Below are 20,987 nucleotides of genomic sequence, written 5' to 3'. Positions count from 1 at the left end.
AGATCAGTTGGCGCTGCGGCGCCGTTCGTTGAGTTCGAGAAAGGCGCAACCGCGCGCGGCGATCGCGCCATCGCTGTCCTTGGACCGGAGATCGCCGAGCACATCGGCGAGGGTGACTTTTGCCAGTTCGTCGCGATAGACGCGCTCGGCGCGCAGCATCGCGGCATTGATGGAGCAGGGCGCTTTCGGCTTGCCCGGCAGCGGATTGGGACCGCGCTGGCGGATCTCGGCGCAGCGAAACGCGGGCGCCGTGCCTTCGATGGCGAGCACCAGATCGAGCAGCGTGATGTCCTGTGGCGCGCGGGCGAGGCGATAGCCGCCGGTCGGGCCTGGCTTCGCTGCGACAATGCCGGCGCCCGACAGCGCCTGCAGGTGCTTCAGCAGATAGCTGGTGGAGACACCGTGGAAGTCGGCGAGTGCGGCCGCCGACAGCACGCCATCACTGGTGAGTCCCGCCATCATGGCCACGCTGTGAATGGCCTGCTCGACACCATCGCTCATCTTCATCGGGAGACGCCTTCAACTAATCATGGATATTTATTGTCCGTGATTAGTTCGCATGTCAATGTGTGGGCGTAGGGCGGATGAGGCGAAGCCGTCATCCGCCGCGGAGTTTCAGCCATAACCTCGGCCGGCGGATGACGCTGCGCTCATCCGCCCTACGGGTCAAAGCCATTTGTTCTTATTTTGTTCTTGACAAAATTCCCATATTCATCATGATCCCTCCCGTCTCGTTCGGTGAGGGGCGCTCTCATGAGGCGTCTTTTGAGCGGAACGTAGATGCGGCGCCTGCGGGCTTGAGGCAAACGCAGCCTCTCGCACTCGGGTGGTCGAGGGTCACCGTCCGGGCCCAATACGGGGCCCTGCCGCTAGCGCGGCTGGACGTGGTGCGGGCGAAGGCGGAGAAATCCGTCGGATGACTCCCGATGGGAGTGCCCAGTACCCGGAAGAACGGTCCTTCGACTAACAAGACGTCGCGGTGGCGCGCCGTAAGGCGTTGCGCGGCTCAGGCTTGCTGGCGATCCAGCAGGCAGGGGCAGCGTCAAGTCCACTCACGTGCGCCTTGCGGCGTGCCACCTCCCCTCATGTCTGCGAGGGGAGACCTGCTCACACCTCGGACGCCACGAGCGCCGCGAGACTGCGAGAGCGTGGCTGTTTGACAGGTCGATCAGGAAGTCGCGCGCGGACCGTTGTGCTCCCTCCCTCAAGCGTGGCGCAGCCACGCGCAGTGGGGAGGGAGAAGAAATAATCTCTCAATTCACCAATTTCGGCCGCCGGATCGGCGCATCCTTCGCGTTCCCCAGCCCGATGCCGCTCACATGCAGCGAGGTCTCCCACAGCGGCTCCAGCGTCTTCAGCGAGGACAGCACGCGCAGTTCGACGCCGGCATCGCTCAGGGCCTTTTCGATATTGTCGATGCGCTCGACATTGATCGGCATGGTCGGTGCAGGCGACACCCACATGCCTGCATTGCCCAGTGACTCGAAGCCATCGGGCGCAAGCTCGTAGCGATAGATGGTGATCTGCGAGAGGCGGTCGAGCCAGCCGAGCTCGATATGCGCGACCATGCGGCAGGACGTCATCTTCTTGTAGGCGGTGAGATATTCCGGCGTCGTCGCCTCGGTTGGCCAGACGAAGACCCGCGGGCAATCACGCGGAAACAGATACATCGCCTGATGCCAGTCATCGATCGCCCACACCAGTGGCTCGGCAACCCCTTGCGGATCGGGCTGCGGCATCACGACGTCGATATTGCTCTGGGGGCTGAAATGGAACAGGCGCATCCGCGCACTCAATGACAGGTGCGCCTGAGGCGTCAATCCTTGCGATCTCTTTTCACGCGTGTGTCGGCAAGTCTGGTTCCGGAACGTCTTCCAATCACGGCACGTTCAACCCGCTTACGGAGGATATGTCATGACCGGTACCCTGACCCCCGCCGCCGACCTCGTGACGTCGAACACCTATCGCTTCCCCAATGAAAGCACTGATTATCGCGCCGCGCGCAATGCGCTGCTGGTCGAGGAGATCGAATTGCGCCGCCATATCGAGCGAGTCGCGGAGATGCGCCGCACGCTGCCCGATGGCGGGGCGGTGACGGCCAACTATCAATTCATCGGCGAGAGTGGCCCGGTATCCTTCGAAGGCCTGTTCGGCGACAAGCAGACGCTGGTGACCTACTCCTACATGTTCGGCCCACAACGCGAGCGGCCATGCCCGATGTGCACCTCGCTGCTGTCGGCCTGGGATGGCGAGGTGCCCGACATCACCCAGCGCGTCGCCCTGGCCGTGATCGCGCGCTCGCCCATCGCGCGACTCACGGCGTTCAAGCGCGAGCGCGGCTGGCACCATCTGCCGTTGTATTCCGACCCGTCCGGGGACTTCAGCCGGGACTATTTCGGGCTGACCAAGGAGGGCGGGGACGACGCCGCGTTCAATGTCTTCACCCGCCGGGACGGTTCCATCCGGCACTTCTGGGCCGGGGAGATGAGTGGCGCCACGGCCGATCCCGGCCAGGACCCCCGCGGCGCCCCCGACCTGATGCCGATCTGGACCATCCTCGATTGCACCCCGGAAGGGCGTGGAACCGACTGGTATCCAAAGCTGAATTATTAACAAATTCAGCAGCTTGAGCTTGTGATCCGGCGGATTGTGACGGCGGCTGGATCGGTTGCCAATCGCGCAGAACAGTTCCAGACAAGGCGCGACGGCTAAAGTTCCCTCAGAATTGAGTGCGTCAGGCCGGATGGGTGCCGACGAGGCCGGGGATTTGTGTCCCGAAACGGGACGTAAAAAACCACCGCAGGCACGTTAATTTCTCTTCACCTGGCACGCAAAAAGGCCATTATTGGCAGGCTTTTAGACGCCGATGGGGACTTGGTGGGGATCTTCCGATTAATCCGCATTTAACTAAAACTCGCCTTAATGGCGCTTCGCATTCCTGCGGGATTGCTGCCGTGGATGGTTTGGTCCACTGGCGCAAGTCTCCCGGGACGCGCAGTCATTTTGTGTGGACGTCAGGCGTATGAGTAATCGTGGACGAGCGTTGAATTCCCGAGCGCCCTCTCGCCAAGGCCAGGCAGTGACGAACACGCTTTCCAACAATTCCCGGTCGACCAATTCACGCACGTTCTTCTGGGCAGGCGCCGCATTGGCAGCGGTTGCTCTCACCGGCGGATGGACGCTCGCCGGTAAGCTTTTCCACTCCGGCGAACTCGAACCGGCGATGGTGACTGCAAGCCTCGGTCCCGATTCCGGTGTCGGTAACTCGTCCTTCGCGGAGCGCTTCAATCAGCGCACCGAAGCCAACGCCAATTTCTCCGACCGTTTCGAGCCTGCACGCCGCACGCCGCTGGCTGGCTCCGCGCCGATGGCGGCACCGAAGCAGGATCGCGGACAGGTCGCCTGGTTCGCGCCGAATTCCATGGGCGCCTCGCCGGATCGTTTCGCGCGCCGCGTTGCCGATCAGCCGACCGTGCCTGCGCCTGCTGTGAAGTCGCAGGAAGTCGCCCTGATGCAGCCGTCGCCGACGGTGAAGCAACTCATTGCCAGCATCCCGATGCCCGCCGTGCGTCCGCAGGATGCGCGCGAGACATCACAGGGCAATCAGCAGACCGCACAGGCGCCGACGCCGAAGGGCGGCGCTTATGGTCATGACGCGCTGGTGCAGCGCGCCCGCATGGCGCTGGCCTCGCAGCCGAAGAACGCCAGCCTCAACATCTTCGAAAAACTGTTCGGCGGCAGCGCGCCGAAGAACGGCCCGGTGCTCGCTTATGCTGGCCATGACGGCGGCGTGCTGCCGAATGGCCAGGATGCCGAGCCAGCCGCCGACCAGCCCGGCGAAATCGATCGTCTGACGGCCGTCTATGACATCACCGCCAAGCGCGTCTACATGCCCGACGGCACGCGGCTGGAAGCCCATTCCGGTCTCGGCTCGCGCATGGACAATCCGTCCTACGCCCATGAGCGCATGCGCGGCGTGACGCCGCCGCACATCTACGATCTCAAGCCACGCGAAGCTCTCTTCCACGGCGTGCCCGCGCTGCGCATGACGCCCATCGGCGGCGAGAGCGCCATCTATGGCCGCAATGGTCTCCTGACCCACAGCTACCTGCTCGGGCCGAACGGCGACTCCAACGGCTGCATTTCCTTCAAGGAATACGACAAGTTCATCCAGGCCTATCGCCGCGGTGAAGTGAAGCGCATCGTGGTTGTCGCCAAGCTCGACTAAGTTCTAGCTTGGGCGCGCGGCGCCCGCCGATCACGCTCAGCGAAAATCGACACTGCGCAAGATGATTCCGCGCGGCGTTCCTTCGAACTCGTTCTTCTCGAATTTCTTGTTCGCGCTGTCCTCGATGCGATCGCGCAGCCGCAGGAATTGCTCTTGGCGCTGCTCCGGCTTCGTGCGGCTCGATTGATCGAGATCGTCCATCGCCGATGTCGAGATGGCGCAAGCGACCTCCGCCTCTGCGTTCATCATCGAGAAGCGTACGACACCCCGGTCATCGTCAAAGCTCTGATAGGCGCCGCTGGTCAGGGCCATGATGGCCTCCTTTATTGTCGTTTGCTGCCTGCAGGATCAGTTGCTCTCGGCAAGCCGCGTGAAATCGTCGAGCACCATGGCAATCAGGTCGCGATGGCGGGTGTCCTGCGGACCGAGCGACGCGGCGTAGAGATTGAGAACGTAGCGCGCATTGGCAGCTGCTTCCGGCCAGGTACTCGCGCGCGTGGCGAGCAATTGCACTTCGATCTCGCTCTGGCGATCGCGCAAGTCTTTCGCGTTCGCTTCGACATCCGCGAGCGCCCGGCGCAGATCGGTCGCCTTCTGCGCGGCCATGCCGCGGCGGCTGTCGAGTTCGACGGGCTCATCCGTCATCGGACACACTCGCATCGATGCGCTGCGCATCGGACAGTTCGATAGAGCCGATGGAAATCATCTCCATGGAATTGCCATGCGGCGGCGCGCAAGGCACCGTGATCATCGTGGCTGTGCGCCGATAGCTCGCAAAGGACAGGCCTTCGATCATCTCTTCGTCGGTGACGACATCGTAAGTGCCGGCGGGAAGCAGCCGGTCGATGCTGGTCAGCCGAAACGGATGCTTGAACGTGATGCTTTCGCGCCGCGATCTGGTCGTCATGCGCGCGCACCGTTGTAAAGGTCTGGCATCGCATGACGGTGCGCCTATTCGTGGCGATTAGCTATCTATTTCTGGGCAGCAGGATCAATCGCGCTGCCATGCCGCGCTTTATGCTCGCAATTGCCGGAGAGAACTGCGCATGCTGTTGAAGCAATGAGGCAATTCGCATGAGGTGCATCGCATGAAGATCCGCGTCGGCTACGAGATGGTCTATGATTTCCCGCAGGCCACGCCGATGCTGATCGTGATGGGCACGCATTTCACCCGGATGTCGGACGTCATCGTGCCGGATTTCCTGGTCACCGAGCCTGCCGTGCCGATCACGCCCTATCGCGATGGCTTCGGCAACTGGTGCAGCCGCATCGTGGCGCCGGCCGGTCGGATGCGGCTGACCGCGGATGGCATCGTCAATGACAGCGGCAAGCCCGATGCCATCGTGCCGGGGGCGGTTCAGCATGCGGTGGAAGATCTGCCGGCTGAGACCATCGTCTATCTGCTCGGCAGCCGCTATTGCGAGACCGATCGGCTGTCGGAGACCGCGTGGCAACTGTTCGAGAAAACCGAACCGGGCTGGGCGCGCGTGCAGGCGATCTGCGATTTCGTGCACAATCACATCGCCTTCAACTACATGGATGCCCGCGCCACCATGACCGCGTTCGATGTTTATAACGAAGGCAAGGGCGTGTGCCGCGATTACGCGCATCTCGCCATTACCTTCTGCCGCTGCATGAATATTCCCGCGCGCTATTGTACCGGCTATCTCGGCGATATCGGCATGCCGAAGCCGTGGGCCGATGGCGACTTTGCCGGCTGGTTCGAGGCCTATCTCGGCGGCGCCTGGCATACATTCGATGCCCGCAACAACATCCCGCGCATCGGCCGCGTGCTGATCGCCCAGGGCCGCGATGCGGCCGATGTTCCGATCACGCAGACATTCGGGCCGAATACGCTGCTGAGCTTCAAGGTATGGACCGACGAAGTCGATGAAGGCGTCGCGCCGCGCCCGAATTGATTCGCGGGCGAAACGCCGCCATTTTCAGCAGCGATGCGCGGGCATATGGGGGAACCGAGAGCGGGGTGATGAATTTGATTTGTCACAAGCGCGGAGGACACCCGACCATGGCCTCGAATACTGTGATCTTGAATACAAATGTCTCGAAGCTCGCATCCACCATGATGGCGGTAGCCATGATGATCGGAACCGTTGTCACTGCGCATGCGCAGGGTGGCACCGAGGCGCAGCGCGAGGCCTGCATGCCCGACGCGTTCAAGCTGTGTGCGACGTCGATGCCCGACGAAGGGCGCGTTGAAAATTGTTTGCGCGCCGCAGGGCCACGATTGAGCCGCGCCTGCTACGACGTGTTTTATCCCCAGCAGGCCGCCGCACCCAATCAGGTCACACGCGGCCAAGCGCCGACGCGTGATCGCATGCAGCCATCGGCACCGCAGCGCCCGCAGAATCCATCCATGCCACAGGTGCCGCCGGGACCCGAGCCCGACGACGAGTGAGCGACGCGAGCCGGAAATGATAAAGGCGGCGCTGATCTGCGCCGCCTTTATCCTATGCGCGCAAGCCGACGCTTAGCGGCAGACGCGAACCTTGTTCACGACGCGACGCCCATAAGGGCCACGCTTCACGACCGTGCGCACGGTGCAGACCGGACCGCGACGAATGATGGTGGTGCGGCCAGCGTGATGCGGACGGCCGTGATAGTGGCGATGCTGCGACGAGAAGTCCGTGAGCGGCGCTGCGACATTCGTCTTGTCGATGGTGATTGTCGTCGCAGACGCGGGCGAGACAAGCGAGGCCAGACCAATCGTGGCGGCAGCGGCAATGGCAAAAGCAAATTTCTTCACGGGTATTCTCCTTGACGCAGGCCGATAAGGTTATCGGCGCATGCGCGAGAGTTACGTGTTTCGAATGAACCGAAGCTGAAGAAAATGCGGCGGGAAGGGGGCGCGCGTGTCGATGCCGCTCGAGCGTGTCCTTCAGAACCGAAAAGCCCCGGCATCGCTGCCGGAGCTTCCGTCTGCTTCGGAGCGAATGTTGGCGCGTTTGATTATCGCGCGCCACCCGTGACATGCAGCGTCTCGCCCGTCACGTAAGACGCTGCATCCGATGCGAGGAACGCCACCACCGACGCGATCTCTTCAACCTTGCCGACGCGGCCGAGCGGCGTCACGCTCTCGACCCAGTTGCGCATCTCGCCTTCATGAAATCCAGCCGACACCACGCCCTCGGTAACGATCATGCCGGGATTGACGGCATTGACGCGGATCTTCTTCGGCGCGAGTTCTTTCGACAGCACCGAAGTGATGGCATCCACCGACGCCTTGGTGGCGGTGTAGACCGCGCTGTTCGGCGGTGCCATCGTCGAGACGCCCGACGAGATATTGATGATGCTGCCGCCATTCGGATTGAAATGCCGCACGGCCTCCTGCGAGGCCAGCAGCAGCCCCAGCACGTTCACGCCGAACTGGCTGTGAAAGTGCTCCGGCGTGATGCCGTCGAGCGGGGAGAAAGCGTAGATGCCTGCATTGTTGACCAGGATGTCGATCGGCCCGAACGCCTTGACCGTCTCAGCCACCGCCGCTGCAGCGCCGCCCGATGAGGCGAGATCGCCATGCACCGCGATCGCCTTGCCGCCCTTGGGTGATGGCGGCTACGACCTTGTCGGCGCCCGCCTTGCTCGACGCATAATTGACGCCGACCGCAGCGCCAGCCGCGGCCAGCTGAATGGCGATCTCGGCGCCGATGCCCTTCGATGCGCCGGTCACCAGCGCCACTTTGCCTTCGAATGTCTTGGTCATGATCGTGATCCCCTATTGGATGCTTCAATAGTTCGGAAGTATGGGACTATTGAACAAGCGCAAGGGGGCGCCTATATCTTTTTTCATGGCACAGTTCGTTCACCCCGCGACGATAGACATCACGCTAGCAGGCGTGCTGTCCGCGCTGGCCGATCCCATCCGGCTGCAGATCGTCCGCGGCCTGCTGCAGGAGAGCGGCTGCCTGTCCTGCACCGCGGCCTCGCCATGCCCGACCATCGCCAAGTCCACATTGTCGAACCATTTTCGCGTGCTGCGCGAGGCCGGGCTGGTGCAGACCAGCAAGAAGGGCGTGGAGCATCAGAACACGGTGCGGGCGGCGGATATCGAGGCGCGGTTTCCGGGGCTGCTGATGGCGATCCTGGCGCATTCGATGAGTGATGGGGCGGCGGTGGCTGCGAGCTGACGACCCAGCATCTTGTGCGTCAGTTGTGTCGAAGTGGCGCGCCGACGCGCGAAGAGCGTCAGGTAAGGATCAAGCGATGACGAAGATCAAGGACCTGCACAAGACTTGGAGCAAGGACGACGCATATCGCAAGGAATACGATGCGCTGGAACAGGAATTCACTGTAATGGCGACTGACGCCAACGCGGAGCATAATGCTGATCTCGGTCAGGCCCAACGACCTCGACGCAACGAAGCTACTTAGCGGTCGCGCAAACAGTAATCTGCTAACCCGTTGTAGGGCTACTAAACGTTGGAGAAGAACGGTGCCATTCGACGAGCCGATCCATATCTATCAGTTCAATCTTGTCTGACATTGCTGCGGATTGCTTCGCCTCGTCAGTAAACGTGGATGTCGTCACTATATAACCTCGAAAGGCGCCTTGTTCTTCTACAACGCCCTTGAATTGTTGAATGACAGGACGACCAACACGATTTTCCGTGGTGTTTCGTTTGCATTGGATCACGAGCAGGCCTTCGTTGTGGACAGCAAAACCATCGACACCAAAGTCGTTTGATTTGCGGGTAGGCCACGCTTCAAGACCTGCGCTTGCATAAAAGCTCATGACGTGTTGCTCGAAGCGGAACGGGTCCATTTCGAGGAGACTTGCGGATAAATCAAAATCGTCCGTAGGCATCTTGTAACGGGTGGGGTCTGCGGGCTGCTGCTTCATGGCAGCTTTCATCGCTGCACTGGTTTGTCGCAAACGCTCGTCTTCGATGATGATGTCGATGATGTCGGCTATGTGTGGGCGCGATTCCGGATTGGTGATGACGGCCTCAATAATCGATGTGATGCCGGCAGCGCCAAGAAAGATCAGAAGCAAGACGGGGACGCCCAAGGCTCCGCCGAATGCAGCAATACCTGCTCCTTGACCGCCGACGATCGGCAGCGCGGCAAGAGTGGCAGGGATCGCGATCTTTACGGATAGCGGAAGATTGGATTGACGATAATTGGCAACAGCAACTGCGACGCTTCCGCCAATTGCTTTGAAAGCCGAGCGTGAATTGATGAGCTCGTTCAACTGGCGAAATTTCGCAACGGAGCGAAGGTCGCTCCCGACAATTTCGCGCGATTGAGCGAGCCAGCGGATCGCCGAAATCCGGTCCTCAGGTCTGATCGCATTTTTGAGAGCGGTGGCGAACAAGCCGACCAGCCATTGTCTAATTTTGTCGCTAGCCGTTTGAAACATGTGAGCCGCTTCAGCTTGGGAGCATTTAGCTCGTTTGTTCAATGGTAGCTCAAGCTTTGGACAGTGCAATTTCTCTTTGGTTCGAATCGTCGTTGTCGGACGGCTTTACGCTGCGAAGATCGCGTGAATCTCCTGCCAAAAACGAAAACCCCGGCATCGCTGCCGGGGTTCTGCATTCGATAGTGCGAGCTAAGCCCGGACTTAGAAGTCCATGCCGCCCATGCCGCCGCCCGGAGGCATGCCGCCGGCACCGGCGCCACCCTTCTTCGGAAGCTCAGCGACCATGGCTTCTGTCGTGATCAGCAGCGAGGCAACCGAGGCTGCGTTCTGGATCGCGGCGCGCACAACCTTGGTCGGGTCGATGATGCCCTTCTTGAGCATGTCACCATAGGTGCCGCTCTGGGAGTCGAAGCCGTAAGCATAGGTCGCGGTCTCGAGCACCTTGCCGACGATGACCGAACCGTCTTCGCCTGCATTGACGGCGATCTGGCGGGCCGGAGCCGACAGGGCCTTGCGGACGATCTCGACGCCGGTCTTCTGGTCGTCGTTCGCGGTCTTGATCTTCTTCAGCTGTTCCGAAGCGCGGAGCAGAGCGACGCCGCCGCCGGGGACGATGCCTTCTTCAACCGCTGCGCGGGTCGCATGCATCGCGTCATCAACGCGGTCCTTGCGCTCCTTGACTTCGACTTCGGTCGCGCCGCCGACGCGGATGACGGCAACGCCGCCAGCCAGCTTGGCGAGACGCTCCTGCAGCTTCTCACGGTCGTAGTCCGACGTGGTCTCTTCGATCTGCGCCTTGATCTGCGCCACGCGGGCTTCGATGTCGGCCTTCTTGCCGGCGCCGTTGACGATGGTGGAGTTTTCCTTGTCGATCATCACCTTCTTGGCGCGGCCGAGCATGGCGAGGGTGACGTTCTCCATCTTGATGCCGAGATCTTCCGAGATCGCCTGGCCGCCGGTCAGGATCGCGATGTCCTGCAGCATGGCCTTGCGGCGATCGCCGAAGCCCGGAGCCTTGACGGCAGCAACCTTGAGGCCGCCACGCAGACGGTTGACGACGAGGGTGGCGAGGGCTTCGCCTTCGACGTCTTCCGCGACGATGACGAGCGGCTTGCCGGTCTGCACGACGGCTTCGAGCAGCGGCAGCATCTCGTTCAGCGAGGAGAGCTTCTTCTCGTTGATCAGGATGTAGGCGTCGTCGAATTCAACGCGCATCTTGTCGGCATTGGTGACGAAGTAGGGCGAGATGTAGCCACGATCGAACTGCATGCCTTCGACGACGTCGAGTTCGGTTTCGAGCGACTTGGCTTCTTCAACCGTGATGACGCCCTCGTTGCCGACCTTCTTCATGGCGTCAGCCAGGAACTTGCCGATTTCCGAGTCGCCGTTGGCCGAGATGGTGCCGACCTGCGCGATCTCGTCGTTCGAGGTGACCTTCTTGGAATTCTTGACGAGGTCGGCGACCACGGCTTCCACAGCCAGGTCGATGCCGCGCTTCAGATCCATCGGGTTCATGCCGGCGGCGACCGACTTGGCGCCTTCCTTCACGATGGCCTGGGCCAGCACGGTCGCGGTGGTGGTGCCGTCGCCAGCTGCGTCAGCCGACTTCGAAGCCACTTCGCGCACCATCTGGGCGCCCATGTTCTCGAACTTGTCCTCGAGCTCGATTTCCTTGGCGACGGTGACGCCGTCCTTGGTGATGCGGGGGGCGCCGAACGACTTCTCGATCACGACGTTGCGGCCCTTCGGACCGAGCGTCACCTTCACGGCGTTGGCGAGGATGTCCACGCCGCGCAGCATCTTGTCGCGCGCGTCAACGCCGAATTTAACTTCTTTGGAAGCCATGTTGGATGTCCTTGAATATCAAAAGGGAAGGGGAAGGAAGGAGAGGCCCTTAGGCCTTCTTCTTGGCAGCAGGAGCGGCAGCGCCTTCGAGGACGCCCATGATGTCGCTTTCCTTCATGATCAGGAGGTCCTGACCGTCGATCTTCACTTCGGTGCCAGACCACTTGCCGAACAGCACGCGCTCGCCGACCTTGAGATCGATCGGGATCAGCTTGCCAGCCTCGTCGCGGCCACCGGCGCCGACGGACACGATCTCGCCCTGGGAGGGCTTCTCTTTGGCGCTGTCCGGGATGATGATGCCGCCAGCAGACTTCTCTTCGGCGTCGATGCGCTTGACCACGACGCGGTCGTGAAGCGGACGGAATTTCATGCAGTCCTCCTAAGTTTCTGTAATAACAGAGAATTTCGAAATTGGCAGTCACGGGCACAAAGTGCCAGCGCGGCTGTAGCGGAGATAGGCCGATCGTTCCCCGCGAGCAAGGTGCTGTAGCAAATTATTTGGCACTCAAATGTGACGGGTGCCAATTTGGTTAAGGGGTACCGACCGGACGAGGATCGGGCAGGATCGGCGGGCAATGTCAGGCAGCCGGCGAGTGAAGTCAGGTCTTGCCGGATGTCGGCTATGATCGGTTCGCTGGTGCCCCTGCCTGGACGGTCATCGCATGCCGCGCACCAGCGGGCGCCAGCACGGATCGCGCTGCAGCCGCCGCCATCGCGGGCCGTTTTGCGGGTGAACGGCGATCTACTTGAATTCCACGTCGATCGGGGTCGGCGATCCCTCTTTGGGACCATCGAACAGCACGAGGATACGCGCGCTTTGCGCATCGCCTTCGAGCGGTAGCAGCGCCTCGGGCTTCACCTTCTTGCCGAAGGATTTGATATCGGCCCGCGCGCCGGGCTGATTTTCTCCGTCCCAAGGATAGATCGCGTAGTCACCATCCTCGACTGCATCGCCCTCGGGATCATTCACCGGGCCCGCCAAGACGAGAAAGCCGTCGCCGTGGCGCACGATGTCACGGATACCGCGAACGTTGCCGCGCTTGTCCGTGCCGAGTTTTAACCCATGCAGTTCTGGCGCTGGCGGTGCGCCATCGAACACGGCAGCGAGTCCCACAGAAACGACGGAGGCTTTGTCTCCGATCACAGGCCCGCGCATTCCGACATACAGTTTTTTGTCTTTCACAGCGATGCCTTCAATGGTCAGGCCATTCTTGGCAAGCGGCTCGTCATAGGCTTTAGCGATATCGGGAAGGCGCTGGAGGATGCCAGTCAGCGTGGCCGGCGGCGAAATGAGCGGCTTGTCCGTCAGTTTGCCGGTGGTCATATCGACCTGTGAAGGCTTCAGGAAAACGCGAAAGATGAACCGGCTTGCGTCAGCCTTGGCGGTGTTTTTCTTTTCTTCCGAGGCATCGTGCGTCTCATGGCGCGCCCGGCCATGGGAGCCGACCACATAGAAATTGTTGTTGTCGAAGGCGACGGCCTCGGCATCCAGTTCGAGCGGCTCGCCCTCATATTGGCCGTAGGTCAGGCGAATGAATTCGCCGGCGGTCAGGCTATCCTTATGGAGCAGCACGATCTGTGCGCCCTGGGTCTCGTCATCGACGATCAGGCAAAGCCGTGGCAGGCTGACGTCTGGTGCACATGCAATGCCGCTCACATCCTTGGCTTTCTCGACGTCGTTGCCATCGACCTCGCCAAGCAGCTTGCCCTGGACTTTCCACGCTTTCGGGTCTTTGGCGGCTGCCGGGGCGAGGCCGCTCAGGATCGCGAGGGCAAGAATGGCCGTCCATTTCATCGGCGCGTGCATCGTCACACTCCCGTATCTAGACGGTTGATGCCGAGGCACCGTGATGGTCGTGGTCATGGTGCGAGATCAGGATCGCATCGACCGGCTCAAGCTCGTCGTAGAACTTCTGCACCTGCTTCACAAAATCCTTCCAGCCCTTGCCGCTGTTCGTGCGCAACAGATGCGGGCAATTTTTCCCTGACCAGTCGTGATGCTGCAGGATGCCATCAGGCACGCTGATATTGAGGCGATAGGCCAGCCACGCAGCAAGCAGCGCTGCACGACGATAGGCGGCGGGAGGATCCGGCATGTCGGAATGTTCGCAGATCTCGATGCCGATGCTCGAACGATTCCCGGCCGCAGTGCCGGAGTGCCAGGCGGTCTCTGTGGTTGGCAGGCTCTGATAGACGAATTTGTCATCGACGGTGAAGTGCCACGACACTTTGCGCTTCTGCGCATCGGGCCCTTTCATATATTTCGCATGCGCGGCCGCATTGGCGCCTTTGGAGTCGTTGTCGGTGTTGTGGATGGTGATCGAGGTGGGCACCAGCCTGCCGGCCGGACGATTGCTGTTGCCGACCGGTACATAGTCCTGGATGATCTTGATATCGACCTGGGCTTCATCGAGTTTCATCACGTTTTCCCTTCACTGAATTGGATCACGCCGCGTCTGCTACGGCAAAGGCCATATCGGCTCGGGTGCCGTCCCGGCACCAGACGTCGTGTGATGTGTAGCTCGCTGACTTGACGTGCGGCAGGACACGCCGGTGTCGTTCCCAGGCAAGTCGCGACATCCGGAAAGCAGATGACATTGCCGATGGATCTGCGAATGGGTCCGCCTCTGCGTCCCGACGTCCGTTTCATGGGCGTGCCCGTGCGCAAAAAGACATTCAACTGCAGGAAATGAGGAGTGCAGCGTCTCCCATTCGCATCGCATGCGATGCGAGGATCATGACTACCGAATAGAGAAAATGCAAGTTTAAGTTGTCTATCGTCGTCGATCGTCACGCGACATTGCAGCGAGCTGTTGCGTCGCAGGATGATGGTATCTCTTGCGGGCTTTGCATTTCTGCGTTTCAGGGTTGCAGAGCGTGTTGCTACTCAACACATCCAACGAATTGCCGATGTGTCGAACTGCAGTTAGTTTCTCGCGCGCAACGCCGCTGTCCGGCGCATGCGGAAGCTGGGAAGTACGTGATGGCGAAGCAGAAGCGAGCGTCAAAGATCAGTGCGACGAAAGCGGCGAAGCGTGTCGCGCCCAAGACAGCAGCGCGAAAAGCAAGTGTGGCGACAGCGGCCAAGAAAATCGCCGCAGCGAAGAAGCCCACGACTGTTACTGCAAAGAAGGTCACCGCAGTCCCTGAGTCAGGTAAACGACGCAAGCAGCGCCCGGCCATCAGCCACTATCGCGAGGAGGATTTTGCGACCGGCTTGCGCGCTTACGCCAAGTATCGCGATCTCGGCGTGGCCGAAGCGAGCGGTGGTCTGGCCCAAGCGCATGTGATCCGCCTGATCGGACCGTGCGATCCCAAGGAAGTTTCAAAGCTGCATTATCACGACGCCGAGTTTCAACTCGTCTATGTGCTGAATGGCTGGGTGAAGACCTATATGGACGGCGTCGGCGAGCAGACCATGCGGCCGGGCTCGTGCTGGACCCAGCCGCCGCGCATCAAGCATCTGATCCGCGACTATTCCGACAATTGCGAACTGCTCGAAGTGATTTTGCCGGCGCAATTCAGGACGGTGGAAGTGAAGGGCTGATCCGCCGTGCGCTTCAACTCGTCCACCGATTGCGCAGCCTGCGCCTCGGCATCATGCAGCGAGAAGCGCGGCCCGTCATACAGGAACGAGCACTGGTGAATGACGACGTTCCCGTCAGCGACAGTCACGAACGCATAATCCGGCGCCTCATGCGTGCCGGGAATATGGCCGTCCGCCTCGAAATCGAACGCCACCTGATGCGTCAGCGCGCGCTGGATGTGGAACGGGATGCCGCGCCATGCGCCGGCGATGGGGCGATGCAGGTGCCCCATGAAGAGGTAATCGGGCTTGCGCGTGCGCGCGATCACGTCCCATTCGGCTTCGCCATTGGCGAGCTTGATCGTATCCATGTAGCGCAAACCGCTGTCGAAGGGCGGATGATGCTGGAACAGCAGCAGCGGGCGATCGGTCGGCGCTGACTTCAGAGCGTCTTCCAGAAACGCCAGCCTGTTGTCGCAGAGGATACCAGCGTGATCCGGCGTGTCTTCGTTCAGCGTGTCCAGCGTGACGATGGTCGCGGCATCGGTGATGCGCAGGCTTTGCACGAAGCCGTGGTCGTCGCGGTCGGCATGCGGGAAGACAGCGCGAAATGCATCGCGCTTGTCGTGGTTGCCGAGCATCGTGATGACCGGCGCATTGAGCCGGCCGAGTTGTGTCGCGAGGCTTTCATAGGCGCCTTGCTCGCCCCAATGGGCGAGGTCGCCGGTGACGATGACAAAAGCGATGTCGCGATGCGTGGCGTTGATCTTGTCGACCGCGATCGCCAGGCGCGCTGCGGGATCGAGCCCGTACAGCTTGCGGCCGGCGGGGACGAAATGGGTGTCGGTGAGAACAATGAATTTCATCGCTGCATCGTCTCCCGGTCCCACGCTTTGTAGTCGGGCGAGCCGCCGGAACGGATCTCGCCTTGATAGCCGAACTCGATCATGTGCACAGTGACATAATCCTCGCCGATAAAGGCGACGCCGTAGGATTCCGGCAGGTCGGAGCCGAGCAGCATTTTGGTTTCGGCGAAATCCACATAGCTCGCATGATTGGTGCCGCGCAGCGACGTGGTCGGTACGCCGGCCGTCGAACCGGCCATGGGGATATGGCAATGGCCAAAGAAAATATGGCGGATCTTGTCGCGGTGACGGCGGACGATGCGGCGGAAGGCGGCATCGTCGCGCAGGCCGATCTTGTCCATCGGGCCGAGATGGGTCGGGATCGGATTGTGATGCATGAACAGGAAGAACGGGCCGTCGCCCTCGGAGAGCTGCTGCTCAAGCCATTGCTGGCGCGCGTCGCAATAGAAGCCGGCATGGCTCTCCGGTCCCCATGTATCGAGGAACAGGCAGCGCCCGGCGGCGATGTCTTTTGCGCCCTGCGCAAAGCCGCCGTCATTGCATTCGGGGAATACGCTCAGGAAGGTCGTGCGGTCATCGTGATTGCCGATGCACAGGCGGACCGGCAGCGGAAATTCCTGCAGACGTTCTTTCAGCCATTCGTAGTCGGTGCGATCTGCCCAATCAGAAAGATCGCCCGTGATCACCATCAACTCGGCATCGGCGTGGCCGCGCAGCACATGGGCCAGAGCGCGCTCGAAATTGGCGCGGGGATCGCGGCCGCCGATGGTTTGGCCGGGTGTTGTGAGGTGGATATCGCTCAGGTGGATCAGTTTCATGACGCCGCTTTCGGAGAGGATAGCCGCGGAGCGTGTAGCTCCGCGGCTGATGTCGTGAGCGTTACTTCGCAGCGCCGACCGATTTCGGCAGCAGCTTCTGGACGTCCGCCGTCATGTCCGCGAGCACGGCCTCGGGCTCCTTGGTGCGGGCGCCAGAGATGATGCTGTTGAGGTGGTCCTTCAGCACGTCGGTGATCTTCAGGCCGTTGTCGCCGGGGAAGGCGTACCATTTGGTGAGCAGCGGCAGTTGCTTCACGGCGGTGTAGTTGTTCGGGTTCTTGACGTAGAAATCTTTGAGATAGGTGTCGTTGGCGACCTTGTTCGGCGGCATGTAGCCGGTGGTCTCGGCCATGATTGCCGCGCCCTTCGGGCCGGTCCAGAATTTCACGACTTCCCAGGACGCGTCGCGCTTGGCTTTGTCCTTCGCGGTGATCATCACCACATTGCCGCCGGCGGGCAGGCGGCCATTCGGCGCGATCACGTCGGGGAAGGTATGCGTTTTGAGCACGAACTTGTCGCCGATCATCTGGGTGATCTTGTTGAGATCCGACGTCGAGGTGATGTGGATGCCGGTCTTGCCGGCGGCGAAGGCGGCGCGGCTGGCGGGCTGGTCGAAATTCGGCATGCCGCCATCGGTGACGACGCGCGCGATGGTGCGGATCGCGGCCTGGCCTTCGGGGCCGTTGAAGGCGACCCTGGTTTCGTCTGCATTCAGCATGGTGCCGCCGCGGGCGAAGACCGGTGCCTGCCACAGCCAGTTGCCGGTGATGTCCCAGGCATAGGTCATGCCATTGGCACCCGGCGTGGCGGCGCGGATCTTCTTGGCGAGATCGAACAGGCCGTCCCAGGTGGTCGGCAGATTGTCGATATCGGCGCCGGCCTTCTTGGCGAGATCGGTGTTGATATAGACCACCGGCAGCGAGATCGCGAAGGGCAGGGCATAGACCTTGCCGCTCGTGGTGCCGATGTCATACATCGCCTGGTGGAAGCCCTGCTTGTCAAAATCCTTTTCCGCGGCGATGTAGTCGTCGAGCGGCGCAGGAATGTTCTTGTCCACCAGCACGCGGATGCGGTTCAGGCCCTGGAAGGTGACGTCCGGCACCTGGTTGGTGACGGCCTCGCGCAGCACGCGCTGGGTAGCGTCCTCGTAAGACTCGTAAGGCGCGCGCATGGTCACCTTGATGTCCGGGCGCACCTTGGCGAATTCCTCGGCGATCTGCTTGTGCGTTTCCGTGAACAATTCGGGGAAGGGATATTGCATCACGACTTCGGTCTTGGTCTGCGCCTGTGCGCCGGCGACGCCGGACAGCAAAGCGAGCGCCGCTAGGGTCGATCTCATCAGCATGGGAGGTCTCCAGTCGGGGTTGGCAGTGGGACTACTTGATGCGAACTACTTGATGCCCGTCAGCGTGATGCCTTCGATGAAGCGGCGCTGGGCAAGCAGGAACGCGACGACGAGCGGCGCGATGATGACGATGGCGGCCGCCATCAGCGGCCCGTAATTGGTGCCGGCTTCCTCATTGCGGAACGCGGCGACGCCGAGCGGCGGCGTGCGCAGATGCTCGCTGGTGAGGACGATCAGCGGCCAGAAATAGTCGTTCCAGTGCGCCACCACCGAGAAGATGCCGAAGGCGGTGAGCGCCGGAATGGCGGTCGGCAGCATCACGCGCCAGACGATGCCGAATTCGCTGATGCCGTCCATCCGCGCGGCGTCGATGAGGTCGTCGGGCACGGTCTTGAAGAACTGCCGCATCAGGAAGATGCCGAAGGCAGAGATGGTGAAGGGCACCACCAGCGCCGCATAGGTGTCGAGGATGCCGAGATGATGCAGCAGCAGGAATACCGGGATGGCGGTCGCCTGCGGCGGGATCAGGATGCAAAACAGCACCAGCGCGAACAGCACATCGCGGCCGACAAAGCGCAGCTTTGCCAGCGCATAGGCGGCTGGCAGTGCGACCAGGACCTGCAGCACGAAGATCGCCGCGGTGACGATCACGCCATTGATCAGGAAACGGACGAGATCGGCCTTGCCAAACGCGGTCTTCAGATTGTCCCACAGCGCAAAAGTGTGCGGGATCAGATGCACATCGGTGGTGAAGATCTCGGTCTGCGGCTTTGACGCCGTCGAGATCATCCAGACGAAAGGCAGCAGCATCACGACGGCGCCAAGCAACAGCAGCGTGTGGCGAATGACGGGCCAGGCGAGCGCGCGGTTCAGTGTCATGTGTAATGCACCCGGCGGCCGGCGAGCTGTGCCTTGATGAGGGTGAGCAGCAGTACGAAGGCGAGGAATACGATGGTGAGCGCCGCGCCATAGCCGGAGCGGAAGAACTCGAATCCCTCGACATACATGCGATGGATCAGCACTTCGGTGGATTTCGACGGCCCACCTTTGGTCAGCACATGCACGGTGTCGAACACCTGGAAGCCGCGAATGCTGGTGATGATGATCACGAATAGCGTGGTCGGCCCGAGCATCGGCCAGGTGACGAGGCGGAACTTGTCCCACCCGCTCCGTGCACCGTCGATCTCGGCGGCATCGTAGAGATGGCGCGGGATCGACATCAGTCCGGCGAGGAACAGCACCATGTTGAAGCCGAGCGCCTGCCAGATGCCGATGGCGCAAAGCGCATAAAGCGCGGTGCGGCGATCCTGCAGCCAGCTATAGCCCTCGATGCCGATGCTCGCGAGCAGGGCATTGATGAGGCCGAATTGCGGATGCAGCATGAACTCCCACACGATCGACATGGCGATCAGCGTGGCCATGACGGGCAGGAAATAGATGGTGCGATACCAGCTACGCAGGCTGCTGCCGCTTTCGATCAGCAACGCAATGCCAAGACCGAGGCCGACGGCGAGCGGCACGACGATGGCGACATAGACGATCGTGTTGGTGAGGGCGATCCAGAACACGCGATCATCGAGCATCTCCTGGTAATTGGCGAGGCCGATCCAGGCGAGCGAGGGCGCGCCGAGCTGGTAATCCGTGAAGGACAGCGCGATCACGGCACAGAGCGGGCCGATCAGCATCAGCAGCATCAGTACGATGGCCGGCGCGGACATCGCCATCGCCGCGCCGCCGCGGCCGATGCGCGGCGCTTTTGCAGAGGTGGTGGTGGTGCGTGTGTCGGGAATGGTGGCGGAGGATGCGGTGAGGTCAACCAAGGGCCACCTCCAGTATCTGCTCGCGACGTGCCTGCAGCTTCGTATCGATGCGGCGGCCCTGGGCATCGAAAGCGCGAACGGCATCTGGCGCGAAAGAGAAGGCGATCCGGCTGCCGATGGCTGGCAGCGCACGGTCGTGATCGATCCGCGCAACGACCGGCAGGGGAATGCCGTCATGCCGGATATGGATGAAGGCTTCGGCACCGAGATTCTCGATATGCACGACATCGCCGGCAAAGCTGCCGTCGCCAAGCCGGATGCGCTCCGGCCGCACGCCGATCGCACAGCGGCCGGCAGGCGCCGGTGTGGTGAGGCCGAGCATCTGGCCGAGCGCCGCAAGCGCGCCATCGCTGCCGACGGTGCCGGGCAGCACATTGATCTTCGGGCTGCCGACGAATTCGGCGACGCGCAGGTCGCGCGGATTTTCATAGACGTCGGCGGGCGCGCCGATCTGCACGATACGGCCTTCGATCATGACCGCAATCCGGCTCGACATGGTCATCGCTTCGGCCTGATCATGCGTCACATAGATGAAGGTGCTTTGCATCTGACGGTGCAGCTGCGCGATCTCGGCGCGCATATGCACGCGCAGTTTCGCATCCAGATTGGACAGCGGCTCATCGAACAGGAAGCCGACGGGATCGCGCACGATGGAGCGGCCGACCGCGACACGCTGGCGCTGGCCGCCGGAGAGCTGTCCGGGCTTGCGCTTCAAGAGCTGTGTGATTTCGAGCTGTTCGGCGACGCGTTCGACATCGTCGCGAATGCTGCGCTCGATGCGATGGCGCTCGGGAAACAGCTTGCCCAGCAGCGGAAAGCGCTGAAATGCCGTCAGCCGGCGCATGCGCAGCGGCACGGCGATATTGTCGTAGACGGAGAGATGCGGATACAGCGCGTAGGATTGAAACACCATTGCGAGATTGCGCGCGCTCGGCCGGATGCCATCGACGACGGCGTCGTCGATGCGGACATTGCCGGAGTCCTGCGTCTCGAGGCCTGCGATGATCCGCAGCAGCGTGGACTTGCCGCAACCGGACGGGCCGATCAGTGCGATGAACTCGCCATCGTCGATGGCGAGGTCGATCCCCTTGAGGATCTCGTTGCCTTCGAAGGTCTTGCGAATGCCGCTGAGCTCGATCTTCGCCATCGTGCAGCTCCATCACCA

General features: G+C 61.6%; 24 protein-coding genes and 1 pseudogene. 7 read left to right on the top strand and 18 right to left on the bottom strand.

The window, feature by feature from the left end:
* Positions 1-3: 3 nt before the first annotated feature.
* On the bottom strand, positions 4-507 hold the full coding sequence (locus AC1RQ5_RS21620) for an RrF2 family transcriptional regulator (RefSeq protein WP_398474727.1): 504 nt from the start codon (positions 505-507) through the stop codon (positions 4-6).
* Positions 508-1,253: 746 nt separating this feature from the next.
* Positions 1,254-1,784 carry a DUF6886 family protein gene (locus AC1RQ5_RS21615; RefSeq protein ID WP_398474725.1) on the bottom strand — a complete coding sequence of 177 codons (531 nt, stop codon included), beginning with the start codon at positions 1,782-1,784 and terminating at the stop codon, positions 1,254-1,256.
* 130 nt (positions 1,785-1,914) lie between these two features.
* On the opposite strand from AC1RQ5_RS21615, the gene AC1RQ5_RS21610 reads away from it, so the two are divergent.
* Together AC1RQ5_RS21610 and AC1RQ5_RS21605 are read left to right on the top strand one after the other, a co-directional pair.
* On the top strand, positions 1,915-2,613 hold the full coding sequence (locus AC1RQ5_RS21610) for a DUF899 family protein (RefSeq protein ID WP_398474723.1): 699 nt from the start codon (positions 1,915-1,917) through the stop codon (positions 2,611-2,613).
* 466 nt (positions 2,614-3,079) lie between these two features.
* Complete coding sequence (locus tag AC1RQ5_RS21605) at positions 3,080-4,228, top strand: DUF2778 domain-containing protein (protein ID WP_398474721.1); 1,149 nt, start codon at positions 3,080-3,082, stop codon at positions 4,226-4,228.
* 36 nt (positions 4,229-4,264) lie between these two features.
* Here the strand turns inward: AC1RQ5_RS21605 and AC1RQ5_RS21600 are convergent, their stop codons facing one another.
* Genes AC1RQ5_RS21600 through AC1RQ5_RS21590 form a run of 3 tightly spaced genes read right to left on the bottom strand, consistent with a single transcriptional unit; the run spans position 4,265 to position 5,135 of the window.
* On the bottom strand, positions 4,265-4,540 hold the full coding sequence (locus AC1RQ5_RS21600; protein ID WP_493201677.1) for a DUF1488 family protein: 276 nt from the start codon (positions 4,538-4,540) through the stop codon (positions 4,265-4,267).
* 36 nt (positions 4,541-4,576) lie between these two features.
* The gene (locus AC1RQ5_RS21595) at positions 4,577-4,873 is read right to left on the bottom strand and encodes a hypothetical protein (RefSeq protein WP_398474717.1); all 297 of its coding nucleotides are present in this window, start codon (positions 4,871-4,873) and stop codon (positions 4,577-4,579) included.
* Positions 4,863-5,135 carry a hypothetical protein gene (locus tag AC1RQ5_RS21590; RefSeq protein ID WP_493201675.1) on the bottom strand — a complete coding sequence of 91 codons (273 nt, stop codon included), beginning with the start codon at positions 5,133-5,135 and terminating at the stop codon, positions 4,863-4,865. The genes AC1RQ5_RS21595 and AC1RQ5_RS21590 overlap by 11 nt, the downstream gene beginning before the upstream one ends.
* Positions 5,136-5,316: 181 nt before the next feature.
* Here AC1RQ5_RS21590 and AC1RQ5_RS21585 point away from each other — a divergent pair, with 181 nt between their 5' ends.
* Positions 5,317-6,147 (top strand): transglutaminase-like domain-containing protein, encoded by an 831-nt coding sequence (locus tag AC1RQ5_RS21585; protein ID WP_493201673.1) that lies wholly within the window; start codon positions 5,317-5,319, stop codon positions 6,145-6,147.
* A 107-nt stretch (positions 6,148-6,254) separates the two neighbouring features.
* Positions 6,255-6,644 (top strand): hypothetical protein, encoded by a 390-nt coding sequence (locus AC1RQ5_RS21580; protein WP_493201671.1) that lies wholly within the window; start codon positions 6,255-6,257, stop codon positions 6,642-6,644.
* A 72-nt stretch (positions 6,645-6,716) separates the two neighbouring features.
* On the opposite strand, the gene AC1RQ5_RS21575 is transcribed toward AC1RQ5_RS21580, so the two are convergent.
* Entirely contained in the window at positions 6,717-6,992 is a 276-nt protein-coding gene (locus AC1RQ5_RS21575) for a hypothetical protein (protein ID WP_493201670.1), read from the bottom strand.
* A 203-nt stretch (positions 6,993-7,195) separates the two neighbouring features.
* Positions 7,196-7,946: pseudogene (locus AC1RQ5_RS21570) on the bottom strand (SDR family NAD(P)-dependent oxidoreductase).
* Between the two features lie 85 nt (positions 7,947-8,031).
* On the opposite strand from AC1RQ5_RS21570, the gene AC1RQ5_RS21565 reads away from it, so the two are divergent.
* Positions 8,032-8,370, top strand: coding sequence for an ArsR/SmtB family transcription factor (locus AC1RQ5_RS21565; protein WP_493201668.1), 339 nt, complete (start codon positions 8,032-8,034; stop codon positions 8,368-8,370).
* A 76-nt stretch (positions 8,371-8,446) separates the two neighbouring features.
* Entirely contained in the window at positions 8,447-8,614 is a 168-nt protein-coding gene (locus tag AC1RQ5_RS21560) for a hypothetical protein (protein WP_493201666.1), read from the top strand.
* Positions 8,615-8,636: 22 nt separating this feature from the next.
* On the opposite strand, the gene AC1RQ5_RS21555 is transcribed toward AC1RQ5_RS21560, so the two are convergent.
* The 5 genes from AC1RQ5_RS21555 to AC1RQ5_RS21535 all read right to left on the bottom strand — a co-directional run bounded on the left by AC1RQ5_RS21555 (position 8,637) and on the right by AC1RQ5_RS21535 (position 13,867).
* Positions 8,637-9,602: a restriction endonuclease gene (locus AC1RQ5_RS21555; RefSeq protein ID WP_493201664.1), complete on the bottom strand. Its 966-nt coding sequence runs from the start codon at positions 9,600-9,602 to the stop codon at positions 8,637-8,639.
* A 201-nt stretch (positions 9,603-9,803) separates the two neighbouring features.
* Positions 9,804-11,447 carry a chaperonin GroEL gene (gene groL / locus AC1RQ5_RS21550; protein ID WP_493201662.1) on the bottom strand — a complete coding sequence of 548 codons (1,644 nt, stop codon included), beginning with the start codon at positions 11,445-11,447 and terminating at the stop codon, positions 9,804-9,806.
* A gap of 49 nt (positions 11,448-11,496) precedes the next feature.
* Positions 11,497-11,817 (bottom strand): co-chaperone GroES, encoded by a 321-nt coding sequence (locus AC1RQ5_RS21545; protein ID WP_398474697.1) that lies wholly within the window; start codon positions 11,815-11,817, stop codon positions 11,497-11,499.
* 372 nt (positions 11,818-12,189) lie between these two features.
* On the bottom strand, positions 12,190-13,254 hold the full coding sequence (locus AC1RQ5_RS21540; protein ID WP_493201659.1) for a DUF3616 domain-containing protein: 1,065 nt from the start codon (positions 13,252-13,254) through the stop codon (positions 12,190-12,192).
* 16 nt (positions 13,255-13,270) lie between these two features.
* A complete protein-coding gene (locus AC1RQ5_RS21535) occupies positions 13,271-13,867 on the bottom strand; it encodes a peptidoglycan recognition protein family protein (RefSeq protein WP_493201657.1) in 597 nt (198 codons plus the stop codon).
* 563 nt (positions 13,868-14,430) lie between these two features.
* Here AC1RQ5_RS21535 and AC1RQ5_RS21530 point away from each other — a divergent pair.
* Complete coding sequence (locus AC1RQ5_RS21530) at positions 14,431-14,994, top strand: cupin domain-containing protein (protein WP_398474691.1); 564 nt, start codon at positions 14,431-14,433, stop codon at positions 14,992-14,994.
* Here AC1RQ5_RS21530 and AC1RQ5_RS21525 read toward each other — a convergent pair.
* The 6 genes from AC1RQ5_RS21525 to AC1RQ5_RS21500 all read right to left on the bottom strand — a co-directional run bounded on the left by AC1RQ5_RS21525 (position 14,922) and on the right by AC1RQ5_RS21500 (position 20,969).
* Positions 14,922-15,839 (bottom strand): phosphodiesterase, encoded by a 918-nt coding sequence (locus AC1RQ5_RS21525; RefSeq protein ID WP_493201656.1) that lies wholly within the window; start codon positions 15,837-15,839, stop codon positions 14,922-14,924. The genes AC1RQ5_RS21530 and AC1RQ5_RS21525 overlap by 73 nt on opposite strands.
* Complete coding sequence (locus AC1RQ5_RS21520) at positions 15,836-16,657, bottom strand: phosphodiesterase (protein WP_493201655.1); 822 nt, start codon at positions 16,655-16,657, stop codon at positions 15,836-15,838. Before AC1RQ5_RS21520 ends, AC1RQ5_RS21525 begins: the two co-directional genes overlap by 4 nt.
* Before the next feature lie 61 nt (positions 16,658-16,718).
* Complete coding sequence (locus AC1RQ5_RS21515) at positions 16,719-18,002, bottom strand: ABC transporter substrate-binding protein (RefSeq protein ID WP_493201653.1); 1,284 nt, start codon at positions 18,000-18,002, stop codon at positions 16,719-16,721.
* Positions 18,003-18,047: 45 nt separating this feature from the next.
* Entirely contained in the window at positions 18,048-18,881 is an 834-nt protein-coding gene (locus AC1RQ5_RS21510; RefSeq protein WP_493201651.1) for a carbohydrate ABC transporter permease, read from the bottom strand.
* Entirely contained in the window at positions 18,878-19,822 is a 945-nt protein-coding gene (locus AC1RQ5_RS21505; protein WP_493201649.1) for a carbohydrate ABC transporter permease, read from the bottom strand. Before AC1RQ5_RS21505 ends, AC1RQ5_RS21510 begins: the two co-directional genes overlap by 4 nt.
* Complete coding sequence (locus tag AC1RQ5_RS21500; RefSeq protein ID WP_493201647.1) at positions 19,815-20,969, bottom strand: ABC transporter ATP-binding protein; 1,155 nt, start codon at positions 20,967-20,969, stop codon at positions 19,815-19,817. The genes AC1RQ5_RS21505 and AC1RQ5_RS21500 overlap by 8 nt, the downstream gene beginning before the upstream one ends.
* Positions 20,970-20,987 lie beyond the last annotated feature (18 nt).

The organism is Tardiphaga sp. GW821-FHT12E02 (assembly GCF_058807155.1).
Note: the sequence above shows the minus strand (reverse complement) of the source record. Positions and strands in the feature narration are given on the sequence as shown.